The organism is Clostridium sp. 1001270J_160509_D11, from assembly GCF_015667935.1.
Classification (GTDB): domain Bacteria; phylum Bacillota; class Clostridia; order Peptostreptococcales; family Peptostreptococcaceae; genus Intestinibacter.
This window is the reverse complement of the sequence record NZ_JADPET010000045.1, coordinates 1-18800: the sequence shown is the minus strand read 5'-3', so window position 1 is coordinate 18800 and position 18800 is coordinate 1. Positions and strand designations below refer to the sequence as shown.

Annotated in this window: 13 protein-coding genes; 3 read left to right on the top strand and 10 right to left on the bottom strand. The window is 29.6% G+C overall.

Translation table 11 applies throughout. The features are described 5' to 3' along the window. Positions 1 to 90: 90 nt before the first annotated feature. The 3 genes from I4U58_RS06195 to I4U58_RS06185 all read right to left on the bottom strand — a co-directional run bounded on the left by I4U58_RS06195 (position 91) and on the right by I4U58_RS06185 (position 4039). Positions 91 to 765: a response regulator transcription factor gene (locus I4U58_RS06195; protein ID WP_195930161.1), complete on the bottom strand. Its 675-nt coding sequence runs from the start codon at positions 763 to 765 to the stop codon at positions 91 to 93. A 65-nt stretch (positions 766 to 830) separates the two neighbouring features. Further along, complete coding sequence (locus tag I4U58_RS06190; protein WP_195930160.1) at positions 831 to 3365, bottom strand: ABC transporter permease; 2535 nt, start codon at positions 3363 to 3365, stop codon at positions 831 to 833. After that, the gene (locus I4U58_RS06185; RefSeq protein ID WP_195930159.1) at positions 3365 to 4039 is read right to left on the bottom strand and encodes an ABC transporter ATP-binding protein; all 675 of its coding nucleotides are present in this window, start codon (positions 4037 to 4039) and stop codon (positions 3365 to 3367) included. The genes I4U58_RS06190 and I4U58_RS06185 overlap by 1 nt, the downstream gene beginning before the upstream one ends. A 378-nt stretch (positions 4040 to 4417) precedes the next feature. Here I4U58_RS06185 and I4U58_RS06180 point away from each other — a divergent pair, with 378 nt between their 5' ends. Further along, complete coding sequence (locus I4U58_RS06180; RefSeq protein WP_195930158.1) at positions 4418 to 5896, top strand: SH3 domain-containing protein; 1479 nt, start codon at positions 4418 to 4420, stop codon at positions 5894 to 5896. Positions 5897 to 6103: 207 nt separating this feature from the next. Here the strand turns inward: I4U58_RS06180 and I4U58_RS06175 are convergent, their stop codons facing one another. Together I4U58_RS06175 and I4U58_RS06170 are read right to left on the bottom strand one after the other, a co-directional pair. Beyond that, on the bottom strand, positions 6104 to 8059 hold the full coding sequence (locus I4U58_RS06175; RefSeq protein WP_195930157.1) for a hypothetical protein: 1956 nt from the start codon (positions 8057 to 8059) through the stop codon (positions 6104 to 6106). A 90-nt stretch (positions 8060 to 8149) separates the two neighbouring features. Continuing rightward, on the bottom strand, positions 8150 to 10258 hold the full coding sequence (locus tag I4U58_RS06170; RefSeq protein ID WP_195930156.1) for an MMPL family transporter: 2109 nt from the start codon (positions 10256 to 10258) through the stop codon (positions 8150 to 8152). A 178-nt stretch (positions 10259 to 10436) separates the two neighbouring features. On the opposite strand from I4U58_RS06170, the gene I4U58_RS06165 reads away from it, so the two are divergent. Then, positions 10437 to 11009 (top strand): TetR/AcrR family transcriptional regulator, encoded by a 573-nt coding sequence (locus tag I4U58_RS06165; protein ID WP_195930155.1) that lies wholly within the window; start codon positions 10437 to 10439, stop codon positions 11007 to 11009. A 110-nt stretch (positions 11010 to 11119) separates the two neighbouring features. Here I4U58_RS06165 and I4U58_RS14105 read toward each other — a convergent pair whose 3' ends face one another. Both I4U58_RS14105 and I4U58_RS06160 read right to left on the bottom strand, forming a co-directional pair. Beyond that, complete coding sequence (locus tag I4U58_RS14105) at positions 11120 to 11344, bottom strand: hypothetical protein (RefSeq protein ID WP_243269572.1); 225 nt, start codon at positions 11342 to 11344, stop codon at positions 11120 to 11122. Then, the gene (locus I4U58_RS06160; RefSeq protein WP_243269571.1) at positions 11313 to 12524 is read right to left on the bottom strand and encodes an MMPL family transporter; all 1212 of its coding nucleotides are present in this window, start codon (positions 12522 to 12524) and stop codon (positions 11313 to 11315) included. Before I4U58_RS06160 ends, I4U58_RS14105 begins: the two co-directional genes overlap by 32 nt. A gap of 363 nt (positions 12525 to 12887) precedes the next feature. On the opposite strand from I4U58_RS06160, the gene I4U58_RS06155 reads away from it, so the two are divergent. Continuing rightward, complete coding sequence (locus I4U58_RS06155; protein ID WP_195930154.1) at positions 12888 to 13469, top strand: TetR/AcrR family transcriptional regulator; 582 nt, start codon at positions 12888 to 12890, stop codon at positions 13467 to 13469. Positions 13470 to 13570: 101 nt separating this feature from the next. On the opposite strand, the gene I4U58_RS06150 is transcribed toward I4U58_RS06155, so the two are convergent. The 3 genes from I4U58_RS06150 to I4U58_RS06140 form a co-directional block, all read right to left on the bottom strand. After that, positions 13571 to 14935: an MATE family efflux transporter gene (locus I4U58_RS06150; RefSeq protein WP_295574156.1), complete on the bottom strand. Its 1365-nt coding sequence runs from the start codon at positions 14933 to 14935 to the stop codon at positions 13571 to 13573. Between the two features lie 397 nt (positions 14936 to 15332). After that, positions 15333 to 18119 (bottom strand): HAD-IC family P-type ATPase, encoded by a 2787-nt coding sequence (locus tag I4U58_RS06145; protein ID WP_195930152.1) that lies wholly within the window; start codon positions 18117 to 18119, stop codon positions 15333 to 15335. 235 nt (positions 18120 to 18354) lie between these two features. Then, positions 18355 to 18552, bottom strand: a complete 198-nt coding sequence (locus tag I4U58_RS06140; protein WP_195930151.1) for a hypothetical protein — start codon at positions 18550 to 18552, stop codon at positions 18355 to 18357. Between the last annotated feature and the right edge of the window lie 248 nt (positions 18553 to 18800).

Here is an 18800-nt window from a genome sequence, read left to right as displayed (position 1 = left end):
TTCTTTTTCTCCTATTGATTGAAGAACTTTTCCTGTTCTTTCTTTTGAACAGTTACATTCATTATTAATTTTTGATTTTCTTATCATAATTTATTCTCCGATTATATACCCTATCCCAAATAAAGTAATTATATATTGTGGGTTTTTAGGGTCGTCTTCAATCTTTCTGCGCAGTCTTCTTATATTTACTGATAATGTGTTGTCATCTACATAATTTCCATTATAGTCCCAAAGTTTATCTAATAGTATTTGTTTTGTCATTGCTCTACCTTTATTTTTACAAAGAATCTCAAGTAATTTATATTCCGTAGCACTTAATTTAACTTCTTTATCATTTTTATAAACTCTCTTTGCATCATAATCCATCTTTAAATCTCTATATATAAATATTTTTTTCTCTACTATATCACTTCTTTTTAATATAGCATTTATTTTAAATTTTAAAACTTCTACTGAAAATGGCTTTGATATATAATCATCACAACCACATTCAAATCCCTTTATCATATCTTCTTCTGTATCATTTGCTGTAAAAAATACAATTGGAAAGTTTATTTTTGTTTTTATTTCTTTACATAAATCAAGCCCACTACCATCTGGTAAGGTAATATCTAATAATAAAAAATCAATTTCATTATTATCTACTGCTGTTTTGCCTTCTTGTTTTGTATATGCACTTATAACATTATACCCCTCTTTTTTTAAAGCAAATGCAACTCCTTTATTTAAGATTTTGTCGTCTTCAATAATTAAAATATTTCTCATAAAACCCTCCTAATACAGCAAACTAAGGCTTGTAATAAATATATTATTACAAGCCACAGCATATTTTAGTTATTTATTTCTCTTAGTCTTTCTATAACACTTTTATTTGAGCTGTATTTATATACTATGCCCGGTGTTATTGTGCAAACTAAAATTATAATTATGACTAAAAAAATCAATTGACTCGTTGGGAAAATAAATTTGGCATAATCAGCTAAGTTTGCCGTCAACATAGCTATTATATATATTATTCCTATGCCGAGTGTAAATATCATGCACAATGTTATTAGTGCATAATATAATCCTTCAAATGTAAGCATTTTTTTAATTTGTTTTTTCGTCATTCCTACACTTTCCATTATAGCAAGTTCTCTAAGTCTTGTACTGACATTTGTGACCATGACGTTGATAAAATTAAGCAAGCCTATAAATATAAATATCAATGATACTCCCCCGCCTACTACATTCATCATAATTTTACTTTGTGTAAAGTTTTCAGCTCCATCTATTTTTGCATTTACATATGTGCTGTATTTTGTATCTTCTAATTTCTTTTTTATAATCTTGCTATATTCTTTTTTGCAGTCTATTGTCGCCAAAAGCGTCATTTTATCATTTTTAAATTTATTTATAAGAGATTCGCTCATATATATATATGGTACTCCAACTTCATTATCCTCGATAAACTTTACTATACCTTTATTGCTTGATAATAGTTGTATATTTGCCGAAATTATTTTTTCATTTTTATTATTTCTAAATGTCAATTTTTCATCTGAAAAGTCGTAGTTTTTATTATTGTCATAGAAAAAGTTATCCACAAGTATTAATTTACCTTCATTAAATGCTTTTGTGTCTATTTTTCCGCCTTCTGCTTTATTTATTTTTTCTATAGTATCTTTATCTATAAATGCAGTTGCAGTTTCTAGTTTAGATGGATTTTTCTCTATTTTTTGTATATATTTATTTAAATTTTGCTTATAAGTATCAGGATCTCCATATAATTTATATGAATTTTCTAAAGCAGGCATAATCACATTTTTATTAAAATCCATTTTTAATCTATCAAATTTTACTGCATTTACTGATGTAACCCCTTCTATATTTTTGATTTCATCAATAGTTTTGTCTAATTTATCACTACTCTTTGAATTTAAATCTACTATTTCAAAATCATGTGGATAGTATTCTCTAAGATAATTTTCTAAACCTAAACTGCTTGTAAATGTATTTACACTTAAGTAAGTAATTATACCTACAAATAATGATAAAAATACTAATAAAGCTCGCTTTTTGTCTCTAAATACATTATACCAAGCCATCTTATACAACTTGCCACCATTAGTAGATTTTCTGTCTTTCTTTTGTTTTTTACTTTTTTTGCCCGTATAGTTAAGCGCTTCTGTTGGAGAAATTTTGCTCGCTATTTTAGCTGGTTTTATACAACTTATCCAAACTGTAAGTAGTGAAAATAGTATTGTTCCTATAAATACTACTGGTGTAAAATGTGCCTTTGTTGGCAACATATCTGCGTAATAAGTCCCTGCACTAAATCCCTCTAATACTGACGGTACTATTAAAAATGATACTATTACTGCTAAGATTATACCTATTGGAATTCCTATTAATGAAAGTCTCAAGCCCTGTCCTTTTACAATTTTTTTAATTTGTTTTGGTGATGCACCTATTGTTTTTAACATTCCATAAAATTGTATATCTTTTGTTATAGCAATATATAATATATTGTAAATTAATAAATATCCGCTTAAAATCATAAAAAAGCTGACTATTACTACTATAGCTAAAGACGTAATTTTAGCATTTTCTTCAGAATTTGATTGTTCATATAAAGTTACAAATGATTGGTTTTTATTTAAATCTACACCTGATTTTAATATATTTTCTGCATTCTCTTTTTTGCTGTCCTTTATATCAATAGTAAGTATTCCGTTTTTTTCTAATGATAAGTTATGTTTTTTAACAAATTTATTTGAGACATATGATAATTTATCTATATCATTTCTTTTTTCCATTGAATAATCTGTATAAGTACCGCTTACTACAAATTCTATCGATTCTGTCTTTTTATTTATATTGCAGTTTAATATTACTTTATCACCCGGCTTTATATCTTTTAATTTTAATAAATCTATTACAGATTGCGATAACATAATTTCATTTTCTTTATCTGGATAATTACCTTTTATATCTCCAACTACTGGTGAAATTTGTTTTTCCCAAGCTTCTTTGTCTATATATTCAAGATATATTTTTGAATCATTATTTTTTAGTTTATTTGAATTAACATTTCCGACTGTAATCTCTTTTCCTATACTATCTGTTATATTTAAATCTTTGATTTGTGAAATTTGTTTTTCTGTTGGATTATTTAAACAAGCATTTGCTGTGCTACCTGCATCTCTTAGGTTCATAAGTTGATAATTTTTATTAAAACTTATCCCCAAGGTAAAAACACATGCCAACATAAAAGTTGTCAAAACTATCGCTATAATTACAAAAATATTTCTAGTTTTATTTGATTTAAGCGACCTATTTGTAATTTTTTTTATTATTTCTTTATTATTGTTTTCAAATTTCATTAATCGTCACCTCTTGCAATCTTTCCATCTTCGATTCTTATAATCCTATCTGCAAGTTGAGCGATTTCTTCATTATGAGTGATCATAACAATAGTTTGGTTGAATTTTTGACTAGTCATCTTCAAAAGGCCAATAACATCCATTCCTGTCTTGCTGTCTAAGTTTCCTGTTGGCTCATCTGCCAAAATTATCGCTGGTTTTGTCGCAATTGCTCTAGCTATGGCAACACGCTGTTGTTGTCCTCCCGACAAATTATTCGGCATATTTGTTAATTTTTGATTTAGTCCAAGCGTATTTACTATTGAATCTATATAAGCTTCATCAATTTTAACTCCATCTAACTCAATCGGTAAAACTATATTTTCATATACATTTAAAATTGGGACTAAATTATAGTTTTGAAATATAAATCCTATATTTCTTCGTCTAAATATAGTAAGTTCTTCATCTTTCATATCGCCTAATTTCTTATTATTTATATATACATCCCCACTAGTCAGCTTATCTAAGCCTCCTAACATATTCAAAAGAGTTGATTTACCACTACCAGAACTCCCAACGATTGCAACAAATTCTCCTTGTTCTACTTCTAAACTTATATTGTCTAATGCTTTTACTTCATTTTCATCTTGACCATATATTTTTATCAAATTTTCAGCTTTTAATATACTCATATTTACACCTCTATAATTAATTTTCTATTTATATCTTAATAAAAACTTCTGACAATCTTATGACAGCTTTAAAAATTTGTGTAGACAAATTTCTTCCTTCTTTTTATTTATTACTATTTGATTACAATATTGTCTACAAAATACATCTTATTTCGCATTTTTGTTACTAATTGTTACTATTTATTAATTTTATTACTATTTGATTACAATATATATTTTTTCTAATCATTAATCACTTATGATGCTATAATGGAGTTGTTGTAAAGAAAATAAGAAATCTTAAATAAAGATTTTAAAGCAACATTAGTAATTTGAAAAATATTTAAAAGTATGCGTCAAATCGTAAGACTAAATTAAAAACTATTGGGGGTATTTAATATGAAAAATAATTTTCAAAAAGTAATGGTAACTGGTCTAGCATCTATCGTTTGTGCTGGAAGCATGTCAATAGCGACTTTACCAAATTACAGTAACTTAAATTCTGTAGACGTAGTTTATGCTGCAACAATAAAAGATACAGCAATGACTGCTACTGGTACAGTAAATAGTAATGTATTTTTAAGAAAAGGACCTGGTACTAGTTATGGTAAAATAACTATTTTAACTAAAGGTTCTAAAGTAGATATCGTTGCGAAATCTTCTAATGGTTGGTACAAAATAAAATATAAAAATAGTTATGGATATTCTTATAAAGATTATATAACTGTTAAAGACTCTGATGTAACGACAACTGAAACAGAATACACTGCTACAGGAACTACAACAACAAGTCTTAATGTTAGAAAATTTCCATCTGCTTCAGCAACTAAATTAGGTACTTTAGGTAAAAATGCTAAAGTAGATATAGTTGCTAAAGTTTCTAATGGTTGGTATAAAATAAAATATAACGGAGGTTATGGTTATATCTCTGGTTCTTATGTAAAAACTTCTACTACACAAGAAGAAACTACTGAAACAGCTTATACTGCTACTGGTACTACTAAAAATAGCCTTAATGTAAGAAAAGGTGCCGGTACTTCTTATGATAAATTAGGCTCATTAAAGAAAGGTGCTAAAGTCGACATAGTAGCTAAAACTTCTAATGGTTGGTATAAAATAAAATACAATAAAGATTTCGGATATGTTTCTGGTTCTTATGTTACTATAGGTTCTAGTACACCAACTACTCCTACTACTGGCGAAACTGAATATACTGCTACTGGTACTCCTAAATACAACTTAAAAGTAAGAGCTGCTGCTTCTACTTCTTCTAAACAAATAGGTAGCGTTAAAAAAGGCGCTAAAGTTGAAATAGTTGCTAAAACTACTAACAATGCTTGGTATAAAATAAAATACAATAACGGTTATGGCTATATAGCTGCTCAATATGTTACTGTAGGTTCTAGTACAGCAACTACTCCTACTACTGGTGAAACTGCTTATACTGCAACTGGTACTCCTAACTACAACCTTAAAGTAAGAGCTTCTGCTTCTACTTCTTCTAAACAAATAGGTAGCGTTAAAAAAGGTGCTAAAGTTGAAATAGTTGCTAAAACTACTAACAACGCTTGGTATAAAATAAAATATAATAAAGGTTATGGCTATGTAGCTGCTCAATATGTTACTGTAAAATCTACTACTGATACACCTACTACTCCTGAAGTTAAATATCCAGCAACTGGTGTAGCTGTTCATGCAGTATTTATAAGAGAATCTGCTAACACTAAATCTAAAGAAGTTGGTGTATTATATACAAACGATACAATTACTATATTAGGTAAAGCTACTGATGGTTGGTACAAAGTACAATATAAAGATAAAGACGGAAATACTGACAAAGTAGGATATGTTTATGGTGACTATTTAACTATAAAATAATTTAGACTAAAATAATCTAGATTAAAGTAATTTAGACCATTTATTAAAATTATAACTCATTAAAGTTATACAAATATTTTAATTGCTTTATAATATAATTTCCTATATAAGAAAAGCTCTTACAAGTATCATTACTTATAAGAGCTTTTTTATTAGGTTTATTTAATTTATTATTAAAGTTATTAAATTTTTATCTTGTTATTAAACCTATTTACGGAATAAGTTTAATAATTTTTGCCAGAAGTTAAGTTCTTCAGTTTTTTCTTCTACTGCTTTAACTTCTTGTTTTTTAATATCTTCAGTTTTTATTACGAATTGTACTGAATCTACATCTGTGTTTTTGTCAGATACGAATGATTCTACTTCAAAATCTCCACCTGCAAAACTTTCTATCATAGATTCTACTTCATCATCTACTTTTTTATCAAGATCTGATGTTTCTTTTTTGAATTCACCAGTTCCTTCAGTAAGTTCAGTTGTTCCTTTGTATAAGCTGTTAGTTCCGCTTACTAAATCAAGAGCCCCTTGATAAACTTTTCCATATCCATCAGTTATTTTGCTTACTGCTCCTGTGTATTCTTTTATTCCGCTATCTAAAACTGCATAGTTGTCAGTTAATTTGTTTATTCCGCTTTTTAATTGAGTCATGTTTGCCATTAAGTTATTTAATGAAGAAACTAAACCTTGTATACTTTCATCAAATTTTTTGTAGTTACTTTGTAATGATAATGCACCACTCATTAAAGTTGTTTGACCAGAAGATGTACTCATTTGTGCGCTTATTCCGCTTATAAGTTGAGAACTTCCTGATATATATGTTGCATCTGCTTTTAATAAAGTTTCTACAGATATTAATTTACCTGCTGTTTGAACATATTGTGTAACTGCTGCTGTATTACCAGCTGTTACTTGTGCATATAATGCTGAAGCTTCTTGATTACCTGATTGAGATAATTGAGCTAATTTGCTTATTACAGCTTGGTTTCCACCTGAAGTATAAGCACTGTATAATGCTCTTTGAGTGCTAGTAATTCCTAAAGATTGTAAAGCTGCTTGGTTTTTTTGTGCAAGTTCTGCACCACTGCTTAATCCAGCATTTGCTAAACTGCTGTTGTATTGGTTTATACTAGAGTTTACAGTTTGTAATCCTCCTACTAAGCTGTCTATTCCACCTTTTATACTAGTAGATGCTGCTGATAATTGTTTTAAATCATCTGCTGAAGTTGATACATTGTTAAGTGATGATTGTATTGTTTTTAATGCACTTAATACTTCACTAGAACCACTATTTAAGCTTGATGATTTTGAGTTTAATTGGTTTAATCCATCTTGTATAGTTTTTATACCATCTGCTAAAGAAACTGCTCCAGTGTTTAACTGATTAGCACCGTCGTTTAATTCGTTAGCACCATTATCTAATTCAGAAACTGCATCTTGTAATGTTGTAAGTTGATCAGTTAAAGCTGATGTATCTATAGAATCAGTATCTAATCCTAAGTTTAAGTTTATTCCGTTTACTTGGATTCCACTCATTTCAAAATCAGTTACATATGTTGATATTTTTATTTCTTTTTCATTTCCTGGTAATATTGTATAAGTAAGTTGTTTTAAACCACCTACATTAGCCATAGTAGCACTTTCACTTTCTATGTTTTTACATAAGTTTGTATCTAATTGAAGAACTGTTTGTAGTGCATAGTTTTCAAAGAAGTTCTTTTTGCAGTTTTCGTTTTTCTTTATAGAAATTGTTATTTCTAATTTACCGCTTTTACCAGCAAGATCTTGTGCTTTGTATTCTTTTCCGTCTAATTTATATTTTACTTTTATATTCCATGGCATTTCAGTATTTGATTTCATAATACCTTGGTAGTATAATTCGTCCCCAGAATTATCTATTGTTATTTTTCCATTTGAATATTTTATTTCATCACTTGAAGTCATGTTTTTTACTTCATCGTAATTTCCATAGTCAACTATATCTTTATCTTTAAATATGTTTACTGCATATATTTTTTCTATCTCACCAGAAGTACTTAAATTTGCATAAATTACTTCTTCCTTTTCACTTGATTTTGTAGCTGCTAATGAAACTGATGTAAATGCACTAGAACCACATATTGCCCCAGCCATCGCAACTGCAACGATTTTATTGTAATTTTTCATATAACGCACTCTCCTATTTTATCAAGTTTAAATCTATTTTTATTAACTAAATTTATCGTTTTAATCTTAGGTTAAACTAAGGTAAAAACCTTAGTCTAACTCTAAACCTTTATAACCATCTTTTTCGTATGATTCTTTTTCTTTTTTATTGAAGAATTTAACTCCAACTGTTGTTTTTTGGATTAATCCATCAAATATATATAACATTCCCGGAATTACAAATAGAACTATTAATGTTGATAATGCCGTACCTCTTGCTAATAAATGTCCTAATTGGCTAAGTATTCCGTGTGTTGATATTTTCCATAGTAGAAGACCAGCAATAGTAAGTATTGATGCTGATGTCATAATTGATACTGTTGTAGATCTTAAAGTTTCTACTATAGTTTTCTTTTTAGATGCTGTCTCTCTAACTTCCATATATCTACTTGTAAGAAGTATCGCGTAGTCAACTGTCGCCCCCAATTGAACAGAACTTATTATTAAGTATGCTATATAGAACACAAAGTCATTTGTGAAATATGGCACTGATAAGTTTATCCATATTGCAGTTTCTATTGCTAATACTAATATAACTGGTATAGTTATTGATTTCATACTAAGAAGTAATACTACAAATACTGCACCTATTGCTATAAGATTTACTCTATCGTTGTCTTTTGTGATAGTATCCATTAAATCGTAAGTACTTGCACTTTCACCTACTAAAAGATATTTATCTCCATAATAAGATTTAGCTAGTGAACGAATTTCTTCTATAAGGTTGAAAGTTTTTTCACCTTCAAAATCAGCATCTACTGTAAGAACTAATCTACTGTAGTTGTCTGATATTAATTTAGATAATGTTTCATTATCTACATAATCCATAGGTACCTCAGCCCCAGCATTATCTACATAAGAAAGTATGCTTGTAACCTCTGGCATATCGTGTAATTTTTTACTTAATTCAGTTTCTTTTTCTAAATCACCTTTTGGAACCATTAAAACTAAGTTGTTTGATTTTCCAAAAGTATCTTCTATTATTTTAGTATCTCTACCTATTTGTGTATCAGTACTGAATATTTGTGATGATCCATAAGAGAAGAAGTTCTCTTTTTGACCTAAGTTACAAGGTATTATGAATAATACAAATACTAATACTGCTGGGACCATAAGTTTAGTAACAAATTGTCCAAATTTACCAAAGTCAGGTAAGAATGATTTATGTTTTGTTTTATCTATTAGTGGATAACAGTATAGTAATACTACTGGGAATAATACAAAGACTGTTATTAAACTTAAGAATATAGCTTTAGCCATTGCAAGACCCATATCTGGACCTATTTTAAATCTCATAAGTATAAGTGCTGCGAACCCGATTACTGTTGTAAGTCCACTTGATAAAATCGAACCTGTCGATTTACAAAGAGCATTGATCATAGCCTCTTTTGGAGCTTGACCTTCTTCTCTCATCTCTTGGAAACGGTGTAATAAGAATATCGAGTAGTCCATCGATACCGCCAACTGAAGTACACCACCGGCTGCATTTGTTACGAATGAAATCGTACCAAACATTAAGTTACTACCTTTATTAAGTAATATTGCTACCCCTATTGACCCTAGTAATAATATAGGTTCTATCCATGAACTTGAAGTTAAGAATAAAACTGCTAAACATATTGGTATTACTAAGAATATTATATTTTTTACTTCTTTATTTGTTGCTTGTGCTGCAATAGCTGTATTTATTGCTGCCCCTGCCATAGAATTGTCGTCACCGATTAAATCTCTAATCGCGTTTACTGTCTCAATTCTTGTATGTTCATTAATTGTTACTGTAAATAATGCCTTATTATCTTTATAATAATTTTCTACAGTATCTTTATCAGCTGTTTCTAATGGTATATCCGTATCTACAACATCATCTAACCAAGTTACATCTTCTACACCTTCAATTTCTGATAACTTTTGTTTCATCTCAAGTGCCTGTGCAACGGTCAAATTGGAAACCATAACTCTTGCATTAGGGATACTCATGTCGTATTCTTCATTCATAGTATCAAGAGCCACTGTTGATGCTGTCCCATCTGGTAAATAATCATTTATGTCGTAATTGACATTTACCATAGTACTGCAAACTGCAGAAACAATCATAGCCATAACAAATGCAACTATTACTGTTTTTTTATGATTGACTATACTCTCATAAAGCTTTCTCATAAATTATCCTCCTTAATTAACGTCGTGTTGATTTAAATGATAAAATCCATTATAATTTCATAATAGTTGAATTTCAATAATCAATGATTTTAATTTTGTTTAAATTTAGACAGTACTATTTTATTTTGTATACAAATCAACACTTTTTTTAAATGTGTTGATTTTTCAGGAGGGTATTATGGAGAAAAAAACTGACAGAAGAATTAGAAAAACAAAACAACAATTACAAGAAGGTTTTATCCACCTTAGAAAAAGTAAGAGTATTAAAGATATCACTGTCAAAGAACTTTGCGAATTGACAGATCTAAACAGAGGTACTTTTTATCTACATTATAAAGATATATATGATTTATCAGAGCAAATGGAAAATGAAATTATTCTTAAATTCGAAGAGGCTTTAAATTCATATTCAGTTGATGGCGAAACTTCACCACAAACCGTTATGTGTAAAGCATTCGAAATCATAAAAGAAAACTCCGATTTTTGTACTTGCCTTTTAAGTAATACTGGTGAGATGACATTTTTTAATAAATTAAAAACCATAATCCGCGATGGATGTTTTCAATATTGGACAGAACTATTTAGTAAACCTAAAAAGGTAGAGACTTTTGATTATTTCTTTAACTTTATGCTTTATGGATGTATAGGTATAATCGAGTCATGGCTAAATAGCGGTCTTAAAGAATCACCACAAGAGATGGCCCAATTAGCGAGCAAAGTCATGCTCAATGGTGTTACAGTATTACATTAATTTAAAACTTGCGTACATAAATTTTTATTATATACATAAATCATATTTTTATAACCTTATATACTTCCCTATATAATAAGATGTCTTTTTATTATATAGGGAATATTTTTTTAATAGCTTTCTTTTACTTCTTTTATTTCTCTTTTTTCACTCTTCTTTTTTTCTGGTTTTCCCTCATAAAAATTTGCTCCCACTGTAGTCTTTCTTATTAATGTATCAAAAATATACAACATGCCTGGGATTACAAATAATACAATAATAGTAGATAAAACTGTTCCCCTACCTAATAAGTGTCCCAATTGGCTAAGAACACCATGAGTTGAGATTTTCCACAACAATACTCCCGCAAGAGTAAGTATTGATCATAGGAACTTCAGCACCTGAACTATCTACATATGAAATAATGCTAGATAGTTCAGGTATTTCATGCAACTTATCGCTTAGCTCTGTTTCCTTTTGTAAATCTCCCTTTGGCACCATCAAAACTAAATTATTTGATTTTCCAAATATGCTGTCAATCTTTTTAGTATCTCTACCTATTTGTGTATTTTCGCTAAATAGCTTAGATGAGCCGTATGAAAATGAATTAATCTTTTGTGCCAAATTACAAGGTACTATCAAGATAAAAAATACTATTACTGCAGGTAACATAACTTTCATCACTACTTTGCTGAATTTTTCAAAGTCTGGCACTATATATTTATGTCTAGTTTTATCAATCAATGGATAAAAATAAAGTAGTATAACAGGGAATAATACAAATACTGTAATTAAACTCAATGTTATAGCTTTTGCCATTGCAATCCCCATATCTGGACCTATTTTAAACCTCATAAGTATAAGAGCTGCAAATCCAATTATTGTTGTAAGACCACTCGATAAAATCGAACTTGTCGATTTACATAAAGCATTTATCATAGCTTCTTTTGGCTCTTGCCCTTGTGCTCTCATTTCTTCAAATCGGTGTAATAAAAATATTGAATAGTCCATAGATACGGCTAGTTGTAATACTCCACCTGCTGCATTTGTAACAAATGAAATACTTCCAAACATTAAATTTGTTCCTTTATTTAATATTATCGCTACCCCAATTGTCCCCAATAACAATATCGGCTCTATCCATGAGTGTGAAGTTATACATAAAATTTCTAGACAAATAGGCAATACTAAAAGAATAATTTTCTTTATCTCGCTATTTGTCGCCTGTGTCGCTACTGCTGTGTTGACTGCTGAACCAGACATTGAATTTTCATCTCCAATTAATTTTCTAATTGCATTTACTGTTTCTAGTCTTGTTTGTTCATCTACTGTTACTGTAAACAACGCATTGTTATCTTTATAATAATTTTCAACAACGTCTTTATCTTGTGTTCCCAAAGGTATATAAGTATCTACAACATCATCTAACCAAGTTACATCATCTACGCCATCTATATCGAGTAGCTTTTGCTTCATATCAATTGCTTCAGAAATGCTTACATCTGATATCATAACTCTGGCATTTGGTATACTCATATCATACTCTTTATTCATAGTATCAAGCGCAACTGTTTATGCGTCCCATCTGGCAAGTAGTCATTCATATCGTAATTTACATTTACCATAGTCCCGCAAAGAGCACAAATAACCACACTGATGAAAAACACAACGATTACTGTCTTTCTATGATTGACAATCACCTCATAAAACTTCCTCATATATTTGCCCCCCTTTTAATTAACATCGTGTTGATTTATTTTTCAAAATAAATTATAATTTCATCATAGTTATATTTCAATAATCAATAAGTCTCGTACATGTTTAAATATCAACATATACAAACCTTATTGTCTTAAAATAAACATATTATATAAAATTGGGTATAAAAGGAGATTTGTTATGGAGAAAAAAATTGATAGAAGGGTAAGAAAAACAAAACAACAACTTCAAGATGGTTTTATACAACTTAGAAAGAAAAAAGATCTTAAAGATATAACTGTTAAAGAACTTTGCGAATTGACAGATTTAAATAGAGGGACTTTTTATCTACATTATAAAGATATTTATGATTTATCTGAGCAATTAGAGAGTTCACTGTTTATATCTCTCCAAGACGTACTAGACAAACACTCCCTTGACTATGAAAATAATCTTACAAATTCGCCAGAACCTCTACTTAGAGATATACTTCAACTTATAAAAGATAATGCTGATTTTTGTACAATGCTTTTAAGTGATACAGGCGAAATCACTTTTATCAATAAACTAAAAAAACTTGTACTAGATATTGTCTTTAAAAAATGCATCAATATATTTGATTTTAATAAAGAAGAACATTTTACATATTCTTATAACTTTATACTATATGGATGCATCGGTATAATCGATTCTTGGTTACTGAATGGACTAAAAGAGTCACCAGAAGAAATCGCACAACTTACAAGTAAAATGATTTTAGATGGAATTAATCTTTTGAATTAAATTTCCTTAGAATTAAAAAAGCAACTTATTAGATATAACTTATATATCTATAGTTGCTTTTTATTATGTATCAAATTATTTATATTATTTTCAACACTTATTTAAATATTATCTACTATATTTCTCGCCCACTTTTTAGAAATCGCTCTCGGCACTCCGAATATGAATTTTGCAACTTCTTCAGTATAAGTAAGTGCAACTAAAATATAAATTGGCACTCCTTTGTATGCAGCAAAGAATGTTATTGGAAGTGAAACTAACCACATACATCCCATTTCTAAGAATAATGAGTATTTAGTATCTCCACCACTTCTAAGCACACCTATTACTATAAATGTATTAAACGTTCTAAGCGCCATTAGTACTCCCATAACTTTAAATATCTTTATGATATCTGGAGCTAAATTATCTGAAACACTGAATAATTTTAATAATATTGGAGTCGCTGCTATTAATAATGCACCGAATAAAATTCCCGCAATAGTAACTAATACAGAGAATTTTTTAGAGTATTTTATTGCTGTATCTATGTTGTTTGCCCCTAGTTCGTTACCCATCATTATTGACGAACCGATAGCTATACAGACAGCAGTCATTATAAAGAAGTTTCCTGTTGTACTTGCGATTTGGCTAGCTGCCATAGCTGACGTACCTGCAGTTGCATATGCTACTGAATAAAGTACGCTACCAAATGCCCAGAATGTATCGTTTAAAAATACTGGTGTAGTCTTTTTAATTACATTTGTCGCAAGTTCTTTTGTTATGCCTTTTATATCTTCGATTCCGAATTTAAGTTCATAATCTTCTTTTATAAAATATACATATAATATTAATAAAATAAATTCAACAATTCTTGCAGAAACTGTCGCAACAGCAGCTCCTTTTACGCCTAAAGCTGGAGCTCCAAAATGTCCAAATATAAAGACATAATTTAAAACTATATTTATAACAAGAGATATAGAGCTACATACCATTCCTAAACGAGGATTTCTAACACTTCTAGATCCCATACTAAAAATATAGCTAACTGCCATAATTGGATAACAAAATCCTATAACTAAAAAATACTCTCTGGCCTGTTTGACAACTAGTGGGTCGTGAGAGAAAAAGTTTATTATTAAATTAGGGAAAAATACTGCCAATATAAAAAATACTATTCCTAAAACTAGCGCTGCAATAACACTAAGTCCTGTTATTTTCTTTATACTGTCTTTGTCTCCCTTTCCATAAAATTGGGCCATGAAAATTCCTGCCCCACCTATAATACCTGATAATGCCATATTAAATAAAAAGAAATACTGGTTAGCTATCCCTATCGCTGCCACCGATACTTCTCCCAAACTTCCAACCATAACAGTATCGACCATATTTACCAATGTCGATATTAAGTTTTGGATTATAATTGGAATACATAATACAACTAAAGTCTTGTAAAACACCTTATTTTCGTCTGTCATTTTAAACACTGCTTGCAAACTTTCACCTCTTTCTTATTTTATATAATTTACTATATTAGTATTTACTTCCTTATATTATATCTTATTACAATAAATATTAAAATCACCTTGGTAGATTCTATATTAAATATATACTTCTATAATTTCCTTAGAATTTAAAAATTCGCTTCGCTCATGGCGCCAACGACTTTGTCCATTGCTTAAAATTCACTTCGCTCATGGCGCCAACGAATCGGAGATTCCGTTGCTTAAGTTAATAGTTTGGAAATTATACATTATCTAAAAACCAGATAATATCTAATTTCCTTAGAATTTAAAAAAGCCTGTAAAAAATATTACAGACTTTTCGTGATAGCATTTTACATATAAATTGTAATTTCCACAAACATTATCTTTATTTAAAAGTTTATCTAACTTTTTTTAATGTATTACTCAAAAACTTCTCAATCTCCACTATTGAGAACAATATCAAACCGCAATAGAAAGGATATAACCAATCTGTAATTTGAAGTGATGCAGTTCTAAATATAATATGCATTTGTGGCATATAGGTAATCGCCATCTGCAATGATATAAGTATACCTACGACTAAGAACGCAACTTTATTTGTAAATAAGTTTTTTGATATTGCACTGTGGTCTGTTCTTATATTGAAAAGATAAAATATTTTACAAAAAACTACTATATTAAGCGTTACTGTACTCACTATGTTTTGTGATATTCCTAGTGATGTTAGGTGTTGGCTTATTATCAATCCTAATACTGCAATCATAGTAGCGACATATAATATTCTTATTGTATCTTGTGATTTTATTATACTATCGCTTTTTTTACGAGGATTTTTATTCATAATATCATTTTCCGCTGGTTCAAATACAAACGCAAATGATATAGTTATGGCCGATACCATGTTTATCCATAAAAGTTGAACTGGCTCAAGTGGAAGTGGATTGTTTAATATTATACTTATTAAAACTATCAACCCTTCTGCTATACTAGTTGGCAATAAGAACTTTATAGTTTTTTTGATATTGTCATAAACTCGTCTACCTTCTTTTATAGCATCTACTATTGTTGAGAAATTGTCATCTGCTAAAACCATATCTGAAGATTCTTTAGCTACGTCTGTACCTTTGATTCCCATAGATATCCCAATGTCGGCTTGTTTTAATGCTGGTGCATCATTTACACCGTCGCCTGTCATCGCTGTTATTAAGTTATTTGATTGATATGCTTTAACTATTCTAAGTTTGTTTTCAGGCGTTGCCCTAGCAAATATGTCGTAATCTTTTATAACTGAGTTTAGCTCACTATCTGTAAGTTTATCGAGCTGACTACCTGTTATAACTCTATTTTCATCAGACAATTTGATTTGTCTAGCTATTTGTACGGCTGTTTCTGGATGGTCCCCTGTTATCATCTTTACTTTTACGCCTGCATTTCTAGCTTGCAATATTGCATCAATAACAGATTCTTTTGGCGGGTCTAATATTCCCACTAAACCAACTAAGTTTAAATCATTATCTAATAATTCGTGTTGTATCTTTGTTATATCTTTAGATAGATTTTTATATGCTACCGCTACAACACGTTTTCCCTTTTTAGCTAATTTGCTAACTTCATTTTGCCAATATATATCATCAAATTTATTATTTGATTTTTTAATTACGTCGATTAATTTATCTGGGGCACCTTTTACAACTAAATACCTACTATTTTCTAAATCAACTATTTTAGCCATGTATTTAAAGTCAGAATCAAATGGTATTTTGTTTATTTCAATAAAATTTGATGTGTCTAAATTTGCCTTTTTACAAAGTGTTAAAAAGCATCCGTCTGTAGGTTCTCCATTTATAACCCATTTGTCATTTTCTTGATTTAGTTTGGCATCATTTGCAAGTGCACCTATTAATATTAACTTTTTCAAGTCACCTTCTATCTTTAATTTACTACTTATTTTTTCACTAGACTTATTAATTAATAAATCTTGTTTCCCCTTACTCTCGAATATTTCCCCTTCTGGAGAATATCCATCTCCTGTAACAATATAATTGTGGTGTTTTGTTACTATATCTTTTATTGTCATTTCATTTTTAGTCAATGTACCTGTTTTGTCTGTTGCTATGATATTTACTGAACCGAGTGTTTCAACTGAAGGTAGATTTTTTACTATCGAGTTTTTTCGTGCCATATTTTGAACACCTATCGCAAGAATTACTGATGTTATAGCAGGTAATCCTTCTGGAATAGAGCCAACTACCATCGTCACTATCGACAATAAAAGTGTTGGAATCTCGTAGATGTCAAATAATACGCCAAACCCAAAAAGTAAAACTGCAACTAATACTATTGCATAAGATATATATTTTCCTAGATTATTTATTGAAATTATTAGAGGTGTTTTTTCTTGTTTCACATCGTTGATACTTTTATTTATTTTACCTATTTGAGTATAATCGCCAGTCGCAACTACAACTCCTATCATATCTCCATTTGTTATGCTTGTAGATGCAAATGCCATATTTGTCTGGTCTGCTACTGTAAGTGTTCCGATTAGAGTTTGTTTATCTTTTTGAACTGAGTCTGATTCACCTGTTAATACAGATTCTTGGATTTTTAAATTATTAGCTTCCAAAATTCTTATGTCAGCAGGTACATTATCCCCAGCTTCTAGATAGACAATGTCCCCTGGTACCAAATCCCCTGCGTCTATATCTAATCTTTGACTATTTCTAATAACGGTGGCATTTACGACTAACATCTGTTTTATTTTTGAAATTGCACTTTCTGCTTTATTTTCTTGAATATAACCTATTAAGGCATTTACAAGTACTACTATCCCTATTACGACTGTGTCCGAGATGTGTCCCATAAATAAAGTTAATACGCCTGCAACTAACAGTATATAAATCACGCTATTGTTAAATTGTTTTAAAAATCTCATCAATTTACTTTCTTTTTTGCTCTCTGTTAAGTTGTTTTTTCCGTATTTACTCCTTCTAAAAGATACATCTTCTTCGCTTAACCCCACATTCTTGTCTGAATTAAGTCTGTGTAATGTCTCTGTTGTGCTTACTTTGTACCAGTTTGAATCATTTAGGTTGATATTTTTCGAGTGTGTCTCTATACTCTGACACGAAGGAGGTTCTTCTCCTATTGAATTATTCCTATGCGAGTGACTTTTTGCTTCCATTTACTATTCCCCTTTCATTTTTTTACTTAGATATATTTTTATATCAATATATCTTACTATGTATATTAGCAGATATTCCTTTTTCTTCTCCTAATTTTACATTTTTTTAACATAGTATAGAAAATTTTTAACATATTGTTATAAACAAAAGAAATGCCAAATAAATGAGTTTGGCATTTCTCCTGACTAAAACTTAATTGATTATTATAGTAAATCTGGTGCAAAGTTAGCTATTTTACTTATATTGTCTGTAATTGACTTGTACATGAGATTGTTCATCTGTAGATGGATCTTGATGCATTACAGAAACCCAACTATTGTTTACTTCAGATTTTTTCTCGAAATCTACGTGTTCTTGATGTTTTTTAACTTTTGGGTCTTTTCCTTTATGACATTGACATCCTACGCATGGTTTTGTACATTTATCTTGCATAATAGCTCTCCTTTTGACCTACTGTAGTTATTTAGAAGATGTAGTGTAAATAAGCTACAGTTATTTAGAATAAAGTATCCTGATTATAGTATGTACAAATAACAAACTTATATATAGACCAAATTATGGTATGATTTTTAAGTGCCTTTCTCAAGAAATAATACTACTATACAACACCTTGGACATCTCGAAGTTCTTTTACTATGTTTACAAATTCATCACTAGCACTTTCTAAATCAGCTTGTGTT